Source organism: Sphingobacterium sp. KH_072 (assembly GCF_057837975.1).
On the sequence record NZ_CM174457.1, the window covers coordinates 2,098,334 to 2,112,240 of the forward strand.

Here is a 13,907-nt window from a genome sequence, read left to right on the forward strand (position 1 = left end):
AGCTAAATCAATATCTTCAAGTTACGCCTATTCTTCGATTTATTTCTATCCGCTTGTACAGATTCTGTTAACTGCATATTCCATCTGTAAAGCAAAACGATCAAAGCATGTTTGGCGCTACAATCATAGGTAAATAATAAAGTCTTTGCAACACCACTGTTTAAAACAGAAAAATAATGTAAATTTAAAATAACATTTATAAACCGCTTCATATGAGAACCATATTATTCCCCACTGATTTTTCAGATTTGGCAGATAATGCTTTTATATATGCTATCCATCTGGCCAAAAGTGTAGATGCTAATCTAAAAGTATTGCACAGCTATATGTCGCCCGTATTTGCTTCTGTACACCCCGGGCAACCGGAGATACTGGGAGAAATGTATGCCAATGTAGAAAGTACGGAGCGCGAAAAGTTTCTCAATAACACCCCGCATCTGATGCAAATGGCGATGGATTATGGTTTTCCAGAGCATCGCATCTCGTTTCTTTTCGAAGAAGGGCCGGTCGCCTCTGTGGTACGCGAACTATCTAAAAAACAAAAATTTCATCTCATCGTGATGGGCACGCATGGTCAATCTGGATTTTTAGATCGTATTATCGGATCAAATACCGTTTCCGTCATCAACTCCGTAAAAACACCGGTAATTGCCGTGCCGCCGCACGCCCGTTTCTGCGGCATCAATCGGGTGGTATTTACCACATTATTTAAAGAATCAGATAAGATCGCGCTACGCGAAGCCTTGATTATGGCGCGAGAAGTTGGTGCAGAAACAACTTGTATCCATGTGGTTACACAATCTGACCTGACCGCTGTTGGTAGGCACATGCAGCAATGGTGCGAGGATCATAAAAGGTACACTGTACAATTTAAACTATTGGATAAAGTGGAAAGCGTAGAGCATACCATCACAAACTACATATTGGATAATAATGTGGATATGCTCGCTGTGATTAAAAGAAATCGAAACTTCTTCGACCGATTATTTAAGGATAGTACCACGCACAACCTCACCTTTCACACCAAAGTACCTATTATCGTATACCACGAGGAATAAAAAAGAGATTATTCGTATTTGAGGAAGAGTGTTGCTTTAAACGTTTGGGAATTACTATTTACGAACAGCTCGTGTCTGTCTGGGTGGAATAATTGCAGGCGTTCGCGGTAAAAGGTAATGAGTTCATCTTCGCCCTGATTCTCGACATAATGGTTTACTCGGTTACTTACTTCCAATAAGATACCACCTTCGGATGCACTGACACGTACTTTGATCGGAAACTTAGCCATAGAAGCGTAACCATTTTTCACGGCATTCTGGATTAAGGGGAATAACATGAGCGGTCCGATAGATGCTAGATGATCAGACACCTTCGCATTAAATTGTAAATGAAACTCCGCTGTTTGGATAGCTTGCATATGTTCCACGTAAAGCTGCAGCATTTGCACTTCTTTCGCTACAGACCATGGCGTATACATCGAGCAGCTTCCCATTTCTTGCTGAAAATCGTTTAATTCCCCTAAGCGGTTAGCCTGTGCGTAGGCGAGAAGCAGCGACGTATCGCTCTGACTCAGCTGAAAACTCAACCGAGCATGCAGCTCCATCCTAACGACATCTACTTCTGTTTTACTCCCAAAAAACCGATCTATGAATTTGCTCATTTTAAATCTCCTTAAAAGGTATTAATCCAAACTACTCACTCCACCAGACACGACCAATTTCATCGCTTCGGTAGCCGACATATGCAGTTTAGACACGCGCTCCGCTTTCACAACCACCACCTGTCCAGCAAACGAATACGAATAGGGAAAATAGACCAGCACCTCGCCTTCCAGATGAATGGCTTTGAGATTCCGCTGCGTGAGGAAACCAATCTTTTTCAGTCCAGTTTCGTTGATTTCGACCAATACAGGCTCATTAAACTTTTTGGCATCGCCTACAAAGGCTTCTGTAAAATCTTTTATGGAGGAATACAAGGTGTTAAAAATCGGAATCCGATTCACCATCCGACCCATCCATTGCTGAATAGGCACCGTAACCAAGGTCGTAAACACAAATCCCACCAACACCAATACCACAATTACCGTCACGATTCCCATTCCTGGAATATACCGAGGCGCACCGCGCTCATCTTCGATCAGGTGCGTTAGATTCAAAGCATTATCTAACGTAGCCACCAGCCAAATAATCAAAAACACTGCTCCTGCCAATGGAATCACCACTAATGTACCTTTAATGAGGTAATACAAGAAACGTTGGAAAAATTTTTTAAACATAATATGTTATTGATAATAATAGACACGTTTTACACGCGCTGAGATATTTACTAATAATTCGTACGGGATCACGCCAATCGTACGCGCCATGGTTTTTATATCGGGGAAAACGAGTACTTCATCCCCTTCTGCTACATCCAAATCGGTCACATCGAGCATACACATATCCATACAGATATTACCAACGGTATGCACTGCCTGTCCACGGATCAACATATGCCCAATTCCATTACCAAAACGCCGATCGTAACCGTCGGCATAACCAATTTTTACCGTCGCAATCTGACCATCATTTTCTAGCACGCCACGTCGATCATACCCGACCGTATCTCCTTTTTTCAATGATTTGATCTGCGTAATGGTGGTCTTTAGTTGACTGGTTGGCCAGATATCCAATCCGCTAGCATTCAAATCCACACCATACAAACCAATCCCCAATCGCACCATATCAAAATAGGCTGAAGGCCAACGCACAATACCCGATGTATTGCACATATGCTTAATCACGCCATACCCTAGTTCCTTTTCCAGCCGGGCGACAGCCACTTCATATTCTGCGATCTGCTGCTCAGTAAAAGTCGTTTGTGTCCGACTGCCGGCAGCTACCATATGAGAAAATATTGAGATTACCTTCACCGTTTTGGCAGTACGTAGCTCCGCTATAAGTTCCGGTATTTCTGTACTTAGAAAGCCCAATCGATGCATACCGGTATCCAGCTTAATATGTATAGGATAATCTACAATTTTTCTCTCCAAGAGATAATCCGAAAAAGACTTTAAGATACGAAAACTATAAATCTCCGGCTCCAGATGATGGCTTATCAGCCGATCAAATGTAGATTCATCCGGACTGAGCACCATAATGGGTAATGAAATGCCACCTTGCCGTAATTCCACACCCTCATCCACAAAAGCAACCGTGAGATAATCTACTGCATTATATTGCAACATATTGGCCACTTCAAAACTACCGCTACCATAGGAGAAGGCCTTTACCATGGCCATCAGTTTTACATCGGCCGGCAATAGCGAGCGGTATTGTTTTAAGTTATGCTCTATCGCGTTGAGACTAATCTCTAAAACGGTACCATGCGATTTTGCGGTGAGCCGCTTCACAATGGTTTCAAAGTGAAACGTGCGACCGCCTTTCACCAAAATAGTCTCATCCGAAAAGACTAAAGTTGGCCAATGCCTGTCTAGATCTTCCGTATCAGCAAAAGTCAGCACTTCACAATCCAAACTTTCCAGCGCGTTCACCGTCGTTCCCACCCAGATAAGTCGATTCAAGGAATAGGCAGACAACAGTTCACGTAGCTTATCGATGTATTTAGGCGCCTCTGGCAATCCCATGATTTCTGACAGTATCAGCGTCCGTTTGGGATGCTGATGTTGACGCTCTAGAAAGTCTAATGCAATCTTCAGTGCACCCAAGTCATTGGAATACGAATCGTCGATAACCGAACAATTATTAATGCCAGACTTTAATTGCAAGCGCATCTCCACAGCCTCTAGAGTACTGATACGAAGCGCAATAGTAGACCAATCATAATCCAAATGGCGCATCACAAACACGCAGGTCAAGCAATTCTCAATAGATGCCTGATCTACAAAAGGCAGCGTTAGTGATATCTGCTCATGTTGCTCTTGGACCAACACTTCTGTAGAAGCAGTGCAAACTACTATTGATGCGATCTGCCAATAATTGGTAGATTCAAATCCCCAGGAAAGCGGTTTGGCAACGGCAGTTACTTGATCTTCCGTCACATACTTAGCCGGATAAACCAGCACTTCACTTTGTTGAAACAGCTTTAGTTTCTGCTCTAATTTTGCTTGCTTGCTCGGAAAACCATTCGCATGCGCTACACCGATATTGGTAAGCACACCGATATTCGGCCGAATCATATCTGCCAAACGCTGCATCTCCCCTTCCAAACTGATTCCAGCTTCAATGAGCGCAATATCATACTGATCGCTCAATTCCCAAAGAGAAAGAGAAACACCCAACTGCGAATTGTAGCTTTTGGGACTTTGATACACATTCTTTTCGGGAGATAATAGCTGATATAGCCACTCTTTCACGATCGTTTTGCCATTACTCCCCGTAATACCAATAACTGGATAATGAAATCGATTTCTCTGGTAAGTTGCCAAAGCCTGCAAGGAAGCGATAACATCTTGTACCCAAAGAAAGTTGGCTTCTGGAAACAGTGAAATATCCAGATCAGCTTTAGATACAACAAAACTACGAACTCCACGCTCATACGCTGCCGCAATGTAGCGATGACCATCTCGAACGGCACGTATTGCAAAAAACAACGATTTCTCTCCATGGTACACCTGCCGACTATCGTACACCAATTCGGTAATAGCGCGGTCGGCATCAGCAAGAAAAGTCTTCTGCGCAGCGATAATACCAGCGATGTCGGAAACCAAATACATAGGACCTAAATTGAGAAACGAAGTTCACCATTTTTTCGAACAATCTAAGAAAAATAGATTGATATAATATATAAATACATATATCATTCATTTTCGATTAAAAACCATCCCAAAAGAAAAGCATTTACTATAAATAAGATCTAAAATTCAAAACAAACAGCGACAACACACACCACACAATCATTATACACATATATAAATCAATTAACAACAAACATAACTACGCTAAAACCCAATTTATATCACATATTTTTGCTAAAAATTCATAAAAACAAAAAATTAATTATAAATAATACATAATTTATTATTAAAAATTGAAATTTTAAAATATATTTGATCATTAATCAATTAATTCAATATAAAAAATATGAATCTAATCAGAAAAACCATTAAAATCATTGCGATTATTGTCGCATTTTCAAATTTCACTACCACTCAAGCACAAACCAATGAGACAACCGCTACATTTGGACTTACCAGCGATCAATTTTTCGGATTTGCACCCAATTTCACGTTAGAATATAAGCTAAACGATAAAATTGGCCTATCAACCTACGGAATTTTCTGGGGCGCAGGTACGGGAGCAGCTTGGGGAAACTGGACGGAGTTTGGTGGTGGTGTCAACCTTTATCTAAGCGAAGGAATTACCCTGAACCCAAACTTGGGCTTTACGTTCGGTAACCTACTATCTAAAGGAGCAGCCGATGGACAGCTTGGTGGTATCGCTGGTGATGGTATCGTACCCAATGTTTTCTTCAATGTTGATATTCCAAAATTCGAATCAGAAATCTATGCGGGCTACTACGCACCTTTGACAGATAAAGCTCCAGCCGGTGGATCTACCTTGGCTTATTTACACTATTGGGCAAACGCTGGATATAAAGTAAGTCCTGCTTTCTCGTTTGGCGCACACTTCGAGCACTTACGTAGAACGAAAGATGATATTGGCGGTAAGTTAGATTACTATCAATGGCTTGGACCGTATGTACAGTTCAATGTTCCGAAATTTGCAAGCTTTGTACGGTTGTCAGCGGGTGCAGACTTCGTGAAGACGGGTGATATCGCCGAAAACTCAGAATCATTCTACAAGTTATCGACCGGGTTTTCTTTCTAAATCATTATTACCCAACACAAACAACAAACAAAGTACTGCATTAGCGGTACTTTTTTATTTTTTCCTTTGCGTAGCCGCAATATTCCTATATATTTGCAGCACCAAAAGCGAAAGTAGCTCAGTTGGTAGAGCACGACCTTGCCAAGGTCGGGGTCGCGAGTTCGAATCTCGTCTTTCGCTCCACACTTGCCTAGGTGGTGAAACTGGTAGACACGCAGGACTTAAAATCCTGTTCCTGTTAAGGGAGTGCGGGTTCGATTCCCGCCCTAGGTACAAAAACCTCTATATCAACAAGATATAGAGGTTTTTGTTGTTTTATAAGCTTAATAAAATGGATTCGAGCAGGATGCTTATTCACCCCACCTATAATTAGTCGAGTAGCCCAACTTAAGACTAGTCAAAAGTTTATGTAGACATTTTGTTAACATGAATTTCTACTTAAAAATTACGGTTCTTAAACCCCACAATCATGTTTAAATTTTCGTTGAGCTTTTATTTTGTGGAGTCGGAGGGATAGTTTGCGCCACACAATCCCCGCACTCAACCCGCAAAGAAATTGTTCGAACCCTCCTATCGGGTCCTCACCTCTCCACCAAAAACAAAAGCCCAACTTTGCAGTTGAGCTTTTTTTTGTGGAGCCGGAGGGATTCGAACCCTCGTCCAAACATAGTATGATCTACGCTTTCTACATGCTTAGCTTCTCTTTAATTGTCGGGAATCTGGAAGGTGAGTCGCTTACCTATACCTTATTCCTTAATTGCTGAGTCTTATTCATGCTTAGCAACATCACATGAACCAGTCCTACAGTTCGATGCCTCTGATGTTAGACGGTAGAACGGAGTCTAACGAGACAAATAGCTATGTTAAGTCTAACTTAAGCAGCTAAGGCGTAGTTTTCTTCGCCTGTTGTAAAGTTGAAAGTTCAGATTATAGTGCTAGACTAACAATGCACTGCATGCTTACATAACCATCGCTACCCTGTCAATTCCGGTCGACCCCAAATAGTACGATTCGCAATAATTACGAGAGTACAAAAATAAGAAAAATTTTTGGTAAAATGATTACCTAACACTCCCTAAAGTGCTTCATATTCTTTGGTAGATTCACCGAAGTCCAATCAATATGCTTATTATATTCTTCGGCGCGAATGGGACAATCCTTTACATTACAATAGTGACAACATTGTGGCATACAAGGATCGGCATGTATAAAAAGTTCGGTCGGCATATCCAGACCTTTATTAAGATTATCCTCAAAATCAGAGATAACATCATGCACCTTAGTCAAGGTGTAATACTTTGGAATCGTAAGATGACAATCCACATGCAGTTCGCGACCATAGCGTTGGATACGCATATTATGTACATCAATCCAATCTTCTTTACGTGTTTTGCCCAGCACGTCAACCACCTCCTGCATAACGGTGACATCGGATTCATCCATTAACCCACTAATGGATTTTCGTAACATCTTGTAACCACTCCACAAGATATAACTTCCCAATCCTGCAGAAAGCGCGGTATCTATCCATGCCATTTGCGTGACCTTCATCAGATATAGACCCGCAATCAAACCGATAGAGCTAATCGCGTCAATTTGCAAATGCTTTCCATCAGCCTCAATTGTCATAGAACGTAACGCTACGCCTCTCCTTTTTAGATATTCTCCTACACCAAAATTTACCACGGCCGTAGAAAGAATAAGCCACAACCCTTCCATGATATTACTGATCGGGGCTGGTGCAATCAAAGCGTAAAAAGCTTTGACCAGAATGATAGAACCAGCAATAAAAATCAATCCTCCCTCGACGAAGATGGAAAAGAATTCCACCTTACCATGGCCATAAGGATGATTTTCATCTTTTGGCTGGGCAGATAAATAAATACTATAGAAAGCGAAGGAAGACGCAACGACATTTACGATACTCTCCGCTGCATCAGAAAAGATGGCGTTTGATTCGGTGATAAAATAGGCCATAAACTTCACCAGCATCAACCCGACACCCGTGAATAGAGATAGTAAAATAAGCCGTTTTTCCCGTGACATTAGTTGCGATTTACGCCAAAAATAACCAAAAAAATTAGAACGGCAGGCAAAGTTGTTCTAACTGCTCAATACGACCTTTATACATATTTAAATCAACCGGAGACGCAATACCATGGACGGTGCCTCGCTCCGAAAATTGCCAGAAGTCCCAATGTTCTTTAGGTGATTCTATCCAGAAATTATAGTTAGCAATCCAAAGCACATAGTCTGAAAATTCCCTCTCCAAAAAGTCGGTGTAATAACTATCGCCAGAATACAGTATTGGCCTTATCTTATAATGCTGTTCTACTTCAGTCAACCATCTTTTCAAGCCCTTTTGTAGGTCTGACATAGATTGATTACGGGGCAACTCTTCAATATCTAAAACTGGAGGCAGGTCGCCGGGCTGCAGCTTCACCAGCCGAATAAAATTCCGAGCTTGTTTCAGCGAATTCTCATTTGGGCGGTAGTAATGGTATGCACCTTTGATCTTGGATTGGTCACTCGCTCCAAGCCAGTTATTTTTAAATTCGCGATCCTCACCTTTCTCACCCATGGTTGCGCGAATGAACACAAAATCCAGCGGAAACTTATCATTAATCGTGCGTATACTATCCCAAATTATATGACCTTGGTAGTGGCTAATGTCTATCCCAAACGTATAGTCTTGATGTTGCGACATCAGAAAGATATTTCGAGCATCATATTTCTTATTAGTTGCCTGGTCGACATCTGTTTTACTAAATACCGCCTTCATGTAATAGATAAGTCCTTCTCGGTAATGCCACACACCTATTAGCGAAATCAAAACAAAGGGAATAAGAATGCTCCAGAGAAGATACGGCAGACGTTCTTTTTTGGTTGCTACTACAACTTGTTTTCTGCTTCTACGCGGTGCTGCCATACGAATGCGAAATTACGCCTTTTCGAACGTCTACACAACCAAATACTACATCAAAACAATACGCGTATTCAATACCTAATTATGGTATGACGGGGCATTTAATCACGCTTCCTGCCCTATTTTCAACCGTCAAAAAATACATTTTATTCATTTTCAGCGATGTAAAAAATATGTTTTGGAGCTAAACCCTATTTTTCTACCTTTGCAGCGGAGAGTTGGCAGAGTGGTCGAATGCGGCAGTCTTGAAAACTGTTGACTGTCACAGGTCCGGGGGTTCGAATCCCTCACTCTCCGCTTAAAAATCCTTCATCGATAAGATGAGGGATTTTTTACGCTGTGAGGGATCGAACAGAAACGCGGTGCTGCTACTAATTCTTACGGAATCACTACGCTATAACAATTTCATATAGTAGCTTCCCTTGGTAATGGATGCATTGTACCTGCATCTTTTTCTGATGTAGGTTGAAATGAATACACTCATAAGTGGATGTGGCATATTTCACAAAACTCACATCAGGATTTACGGGTTTATTTTTTGAACCGCTTCCGGAGATTAATTGACGAAAGTAGGTACCCTGCTCGCGGAGATGTTACTGGGAATGCTCATGACCAGATCAGCAGAGACATTGGCATAAGAGGTCTCCATCATTGGCTTTGTATTGGGGCGTGATAGGCATGCTGTACTACATACTTAGTACATTCTCATTACACTTACACCCGTTAAAAGGTTAAGTAGACGCCGATCTAACCCGAATGTATACCCTATCTAAAGCTTTGATGAGGTCATGCGTTTTCTAAGACACGTCATACTATTTTGTATCATAATTTACCAATCTGTGCAAAATGTAGCCATACTATTTTTCGGCAGCTGCTATCTTGCATGGTACAATTGCAATAGATCTTTTGATCCTACAAAAAAGGCTTCATCTCCTCTTCGATCTGCTTACGGTGTATCATCAGCCGCTTGGCATATTCTTCTTGTTTTTTCTCCTCCTCGGTATGAGGAACCCACTTGGGAACGGACACAGATTTTCCGTCATCGTCCGTAGCGACGAATACGATGATACAATGTGTTTTTTTCTCAAAAGTTTCCTTCTTTAGATCCCGCGCATAGACATCAATTGCGATGTGCATACTTGTTGATCCAGTGTAGATCACATGTGCTTCTACTTTGACGATCTGGCCAATTTTGATAGGTTGATAAAAGCGAATGCCACCGACGTAAACCGTCACACAGTACCTGCCACTCCACGTGCTCGCACAAGCATAACCTGCTTGGTCGATCCACTTCATCACGCTGCCACCGTGTACTTTGCCACCATAATTAACATCAGAAGGTTCGGAAATAAATTGAAAAACTAAGGGCGTGTTCATGTTTCTTTGATATGATGACAAATAGATATTGCAAGACAATTTAAGCAAAAAAAACGGCCAGCTTTTAGGATAGGTTAAACTATCGTTAAAGCTGGCCGATCTGAGTCGTTAACCTTGATTCCAAGCAGGTGGATCCGTCTGTAAAAGATGTTTCACGAAGTAATCACGTCGTTTGCGTTCGCCAAAATCACCGCCTGAGGAATGACCCATGCCCGGCACCATGATGAAATCATGATCTTTGCCGTGTTTAATCAATTGATCGACCAATTGGTACGTAGACGCTGGATCCACGTTATCATCTAACTCACCCACGATCAGTAGTAATTTGCCTTCCAATCGATGTGCGTTTTCTACATTCGAGCAAGCAATATATTCTGGTCCGACCGGCCAGCCCATCCACTGTTCGTTCCACCAAATCTTGTCCATGCGATTGTCGTGACATCCACAAGACGAAACACCCACTTTGTAGAATTCCGGATGGAAAAGTAAGCCAGCGGTCGATGATTGTCCACCAGCCGAAGTGCCATAAATACCGACACGCTCTAAATCCATATATGGATATTGCTTTTGTGCGGTTTGCATCCAAGCAATGCGATCTGGAAAGCCCGCATCTTTCAGGTTTTTCCAAGCCACATCGTGAAACGCTTTAGAACGGTTGGACGTACCCATACCATCAATCTGCACCACAATAAAGCCCAATTCAGCCAGCTCATGCATTCCCGAAGGATTTGCATAAAAAGATTTCGGTACGAAAGCACTGTGTGGGCCAGCATAGATATATTCGATTACCGGATATCTTTTCTGTGGATCAAAGTTGGATGGACGAATAATGACGCCCCAAATATCCGTCTGTCCATCGCGGCCTTTCGCTTGGAATACTTCCGTTTGTTGCCAACCTGTTGCTTTCAATTCGCTGATATCCGATTGCTCCAATTCCATCAGCATCTTGCCGTCTTTCGCATCGCGCAACACGGTAATAGGCGCTTGATCAATGCGCGAATACACATCCACGAACAGCTTATGTGAATCATTAAAATAGGCCTGATGCTGTGCATCTTCTGGTGTAATCTCACGCAAACCTTTGCCATTCATGCCGATCACATAATAATGCACTAAGTAAGGATCCTCTCCTCTCTTCATGCCGCTAGCTTGGAAATAGATTTCGCGTGCTTTTTCGTCTACATACTCCACGCTACGTACCACCCAATCTCCTTGCGTAATCTGGTTTTTGATTTTGCCGCTTTGCGCATCAAATAAATATAGGTGGTTCCAACCATCACGCTCGGATGCCCAAATGATCTCGCCCGCCTCTTCCAGATCTTTACGGTATTTTTTACCGCTGTAATCGATAAAGGTTGGGCTGACTTCGGCAATCACGCTTCTGGTCGCTCCTGTAGTCGCAGACAATTCTAAGATTTCATAGCGCTGATGACCACGTTGGTTGTACTCAAAAGTGATTGCCGTATTGCTTTTGTTCCACACCGGTGGTGTAATGGAAAACTGATTGCCAATCTTGGTGGGATCTGCGGCTTTGATATCGGCCGTTTCTACGTCTACAATAGTCGGAAGATATTGCGGCAGCGCATCACCCGGCTTCACATAATCTCTGGTTTGCAACTTGGGTTGCAACTGATCGGAAGGCGAAGATTCCAACAACGTGAGCTGACGTACTTCTGCTTTTCGTACGCGATAAACCGCCAACTTGCGGCTATCGGCCGACCAATATAAGTGCGAAGAATAATAGTCGCCCGGACTGCCATCGTACGTCAACCGCCGCTCGGCATCTTTACCGGTTTCTTCTTTTTTGCGTACATACACATTGTTATTTTTGATGAAGGCCACGTAGCTGTCGTCAGGAGAAACAATCGGTTCTCCTTTAGTATCATCCCAACGACGTCCCCAATAACCGTTATTGCGGTCTGTATCTACCTCTTTAAGCTTGGTCAATTGCTTTTGCTGATTATCCCATTGCCAAATACTTTTACCTGCCGAAAAGCTAATACGCTGCGCATCTAGCACTTCAAAATCACGCTCCGAAATGTCTTCTAGCCGAGTTGCTTTGTCGAGTTCTTTGGAAAGTGCTGTCGTTAATGCGGCTGCATCCACATTCACTTTGGTTTTGCGAGCGGCGTCGACCAATACATAGGTACTTCCGGCATCACGCAAGCGTACACGGTAGGCCAAGGCATTTCCATCTTTCGACCAGGTGATTTGTTGCGGAATTTGGTAGACCTTATTCCGAGTATTTTCTCGTACCTCCTTCGATCGAGCATAGTCTGCCGCAGTACCTTGCGCAAAGCCTGATGCGATGTAAAAGGTAGATAGTACGGCAAAGAGTGTTATTTTCATAGTACTTGATTCTTCTTTTTTATTAAATAATATAGGGGAATGCCTGCTAGCGTGATACCGATGCCCGGCCACGTGAATTGTGGTTTGTAGATCACGAGCAAGACGATAAACGACAATCCCATCACAATATAAATCGCCGGCAGAACAGGATATCCGAAAGCCCGGTATGGTCGCTCTATATCAGGTCGTTTTTTCCGAAGGATAAAAACGCCAATGATACATAGCATGTAGAAAATAACCACTACGCAGGTAATCATATCCAGCAGATCACCATAACGACCGGTAAGACACCATGCGGCAGCGACGAATCCCTGTAACCACAGGGCATAAGCTGGTACGGCATTCTTATTTAGTTGTCCGGTTTTCTTAAAAAACAAACCATCTTGCGCCATGGAATAATAGATACGCGCTCCGGCGAGGATCAATCCATTATTACAACCGAAGGTGCTCACCATAATCATAACGGCCAAAATGGTAATGCCAACTGGACCAAAGATTTCCTGTGCTGCCACCATCGCCACGCGATCTTTTGGTGCAGCCGCCATTTCGGTCAAAGGCAACACGCCGGTATACATTAAGTTAGTAAGCAGGTACACCACCGTAACGATCATGGTGCCAAGCGCTAAACTAAGTCCAATATTACGTTTCGGGTTTTTAATTTCACCCGCTACTGCGGAAGAAGTATGCCAAGAATCACTACTAAACAAAGCCCCTACCATCGCGGCAGAAAGCGCGCCCAAAGCTCCGATCATAGTATAGTCGCTATACGCTCCATCTTTCGATAGGTTTTGTAACTTCCAAGTATTTTCACTCGCCCAGTTAGACTGCCATACTTCGCTGTCAAATGCCCAAAAACCAAAGCTTACTAACAAAATAAGGCTTAGCAATTTTAAGATGGTAATGATGGTTTGTACTGTTTTTCCATTTTGCACACCCAATGTATTGATAAAGGTGAGCAAAAATATGACGGCAATCGCGAGCACTTGCGCATAGGAAATCTCGTACGTGCCCAGCGACCAGAGGATGACGTCTTCGTCAAGTATGGGAAATAAATAGGCCGTAAATTTAGAAAAGGCGACGCCCACCGCAGCAATCGTCGCGGTATGGATGACTGCAAAAAATGTCCAACCAAAGGTAAAACTTACTAGCGGACTGTAGGCTTCTTTGAGATAAATATATTGTCCACCTGCGCGCGGAAACATGGCGCTCAACTCACCGTAACTCAGTGCGGCAGTCAAAGTCATAAATCCGGCGATCAACCACACGACCATCAGCCAACCGGCTGATCCGGTATGTCGCGCAATATCGGACGATACGATAAATATACCCGATCCGATCATACTGCCGGCCACCAACATGGTCGCATCGAGCAGACCTAAGGATTTTTTAAATTCGGGAGATTCGTTATTCATAATGAGGTGCGTTAG

At 42.8% G+C, this 13,907-nt stretch carries 10 protein-coding genes, 3 tRNA genes and 1 other RNA gene; 5 read left to right on the forward strand and 9 right to left on the reverse strand.

Features of this window, described 5'->3' with window-relative positions; all coding sequences use genetic code 11:
- Positions 1-212: 212 nt before the first annotated feature.
- Positions 213-1,058, forward strand: coding sequence for a universal stress protein (locus AC3IRT_RS09790; protein WP_489393080.1), 846 nt, complete (start codon positions 213-215; stop codon positions 1,056-1,058).
- Positions 1,059-1,066: 8 nt separating this feature from the next.
- Here the strand turns inward: AC3IRT_RS09790 and AC3IRT_RS09795 are convergent, their stop codons facing one another.
- From AC3IRT_RS09795 to AC3IRT_RS09805, 3 genes are read right to left on the reverse strand one after another with little or no spacing between them, the layout of a single operon-like run.
- Positions 1,067-1,660 (reverse strand): LytS family sensor histidine kinase, encoded by a 594-nt coding sequence (locus tag AC3IRT_RS09795; RefSeq protein ID WP_489393081.1) that lies wholly within the window; start codon positions 1,658-1,660, stop codon positions 1,067-1,069.
- A gap of 21 nt (positions 1,661-1,681) precedes the next feature.
- Positions 1,682-2,275 (reverse strand): DUF502 domain-containing protein, encoded by a 594-nt coding sequence (locus AC3IRT_RS09800; protein ID WP_489393082.1) that lies wholly within the window; start codon positions 2,273-2,275, stop codon positions 1,682-1,684.
- A gap of 6 nt (positions 2,276-2,281) precedes the next feature.
- On the reverse strand, positions 2,282-4,714 hold the full coding sequence (locus AC3IRT_RS09805; protein ID WP_489393083.1) for a bifunctional UDP-N-acetylmuramoyl-tripeptide:D-alanyl-D-alanine ligase/alanine racemase: 2,433 nt from the start codon (positions 4,712-4,714) through the stop codon (positions 2,282-2,284).
- Between the two features lie 367 nt (positions 4,715-5,081).
- On the opposite strand from AC3IRT_RS09805, the gene AC3IRT_RS09810 reads away from it, so the two are divergent.
- The 3 genes from AC3IRT_RS09810 (at position 5,082) to AC3IRT_RS09820 (ending at position 6,101) form a co-directional block, all read left to right on the forward strand.
- Positions 5,082-5,828: a DUF6733 family protein gene (locus AC3IRT_RS09810; protein ID WP_489393084.1), complete on the forward strand. Its 747-nt coding sequence runs from the start codon at positions 5,082-5,084 to the stop codon at positions 5,826-5,828.
- Between the two features lie 107 nt (positions 5,829-5,935).
- Positions 5,936-6,011, forward strand: a tRNA-Gly gene (locus AC3IRT_RS09815).
- A 5-nt stretch (positions 6,012-6,016) separates the two neighbouring features.
- Positions 6,017-6,101 (forward strand) — tRNA-Leu (locus AC3IRT_RS09820).
- 357 nt (positions 6,102-6,458) lie between these two features.
- Here the strand turns inward: AC3IRT_RS09820 and ssrA are convergent.
- The 3 genes from ssrA to AC3IRT_RS09835 form a co-directional block, all read right to left on the reverse strand.
- Positions 6,459-6,827: a transfer-messenger RNA gene (ssrA, locus tag AC3IRT_RS09825) on the reverse strand.
- Between the two features lie 66 nt (positions 6,828-6,893).
- Entirely contained in the window at positions 6,894-7,874 is a 981-nt protein-coding gene (locus AC3IRT_RS09830; protein ID WP_489393085.1) for a cation diffusion facilitator family transporter, read from the reverse strand.
- Between the two features lie 34 nt (positions 7,875-7,908).
- Complete coding sequence (locus AC3IRT_RS09835) at positions 7,909-8,757, reverse strand: GH25 family lysozyme (protein WP_489393086.1); 849 nt, start codon at positions 8,755-8,757, stop codon at positions 7,909-7,911.
- Positions 8,758-8,966: 209 nt separating this feature from the next.
- Here AC3IRT_RS09835 and AC3IRT_RS09840 point away from each other — a divergent pair.
- Positions 8,967-9,051 (forward strand) — tRNA-Ser (locus AC3IRT_RS09840).
- Positions 9,052-9,666: 615 nt separating this feature from the next.
- On the opposite strand, the gene AC3IRT_RS09845 is transcribed toward AC3IRT_RS09840, so the two are convergent.
- The 3 genes from AC3IRT_RS09845 to AC3IRT_RS09855 all read right to left on the reverse strand — a co-directional run bounded on the left by AC3IRT_RS09845 (position 9,667) and on the right by AC3IRT_RS09855 (position 13,892).
- Positions 9,667-10,131, reverse strand: a complete 465-nt coding sequence (locus AC3IRT_RS09845; protein ID WP_489393087.1) for an acyl-CoA thioesterase — start codon at positions 10,129-10,131, stop codon at positions 9,667-9,669.
- A 108-nt stretch (positions 10,132-10,239) separates the two neighbouring features.
- Positions 10,240-12,480, reverse strand: a complete 2,241-nt coding sequence (locus AC3IRT_RS09850) for a S9 family peptidase (protein ID WP_489393088.1) — start codon at positions 12,478-12,480, stop codon at positions 10,240-10,242.
- On the reverse strand, positions 12,477-13,892 hold the full coding sequence (locus AC3IRT_RS09855) for an APC family permease (protein WP_166336818.1): 1,416 nt from the start codon (positions 13,890-13,892) through the stop codon (positions 12,477-12,479). Before AC3IRT_RS09855 ends, AC3IRT_RS09850 begins: the two co-directional genes overlap by 4 nt.
- Positions 13,893-13,907 lie beyond the last annotated feature (15 nt).

Excerpts from the sequence above, each read along its gene's own strand:
- AC3IRT_RS09790 (WP_489393080.1), top strand. The coding sequence starts at position 213 with ATGAGAACCATATTATTCCCCACTGATTTTTCAGATTTGGCAGATAAT.
- AC3IRT_RS09795 (WP_489393081.1), bottom strand. The coding sequence starts at position 1,660 with ATGAGCAAATTCATAGATCGGTTTTTTGGGAGTAAAACAGAAGTAGAT.
- AC3IRT_RS09800 (WP_489393082.1), bottom strand. The coding sequence starts at position 2,275 with ATGTTTAAAAAATTTTTCCAACGTTTCTTGTATTACCTCATTAAAGGT.
- AC3IRT_RS09805 (WP_489393083.1), bottom strand. The coding sequence starts at position 4,714 with ATGTATTTGGTTTCCGACATCGCTGGTATTATCGCTGCGCAGAAGACT.
- AC3IRT_RS09810 (WP_489393084.1), top strand. The coding sequence starts at position 5,082 with ATGAATCTAATCAGAAAAACCATTAAAATCATTGCGATTATTGTCGCA.
- AC3IRT_RS09830 (WP_489393085.1), bottom strand. The coding sequence starts at position 7,874 with ATGTCACGGGAAAAACGGCTTATTTTACTATCTCTATTCACGGGTGTC.
- AC3IRT_RS09835 (WP_489393086.1), bottom strand. The coding sequence starts at position 8,757 with ATGGCAGCACCGCGTAGAAGCAGAAAACAAGTTGTAGTAGCAACCAAA.
- AC3IRT_RS09845 (WP_489393087.1), bottom strand. The coding sequence starts at position 10,131 with ATGAACACGCCCTTAGTTTTTCAATTTATTTCCGAACCTTCTGATGTT.
- AC3IRT_RS09850 (WP_489393088.1), bottom strand. The coding sequence starts at position 12,480 with ATGAAAATAACACTCTTTGCCGTACTATCTACCTTTTACATCGCATCA.
- AC3IRT_RS09855 (WP_166336818.1), bottom strand. The coding sequence starts at position 13,892 with ATGAATAACGAATCTCCCGAATTTAAAAAATCCTTAGGTCTGCTCGAT.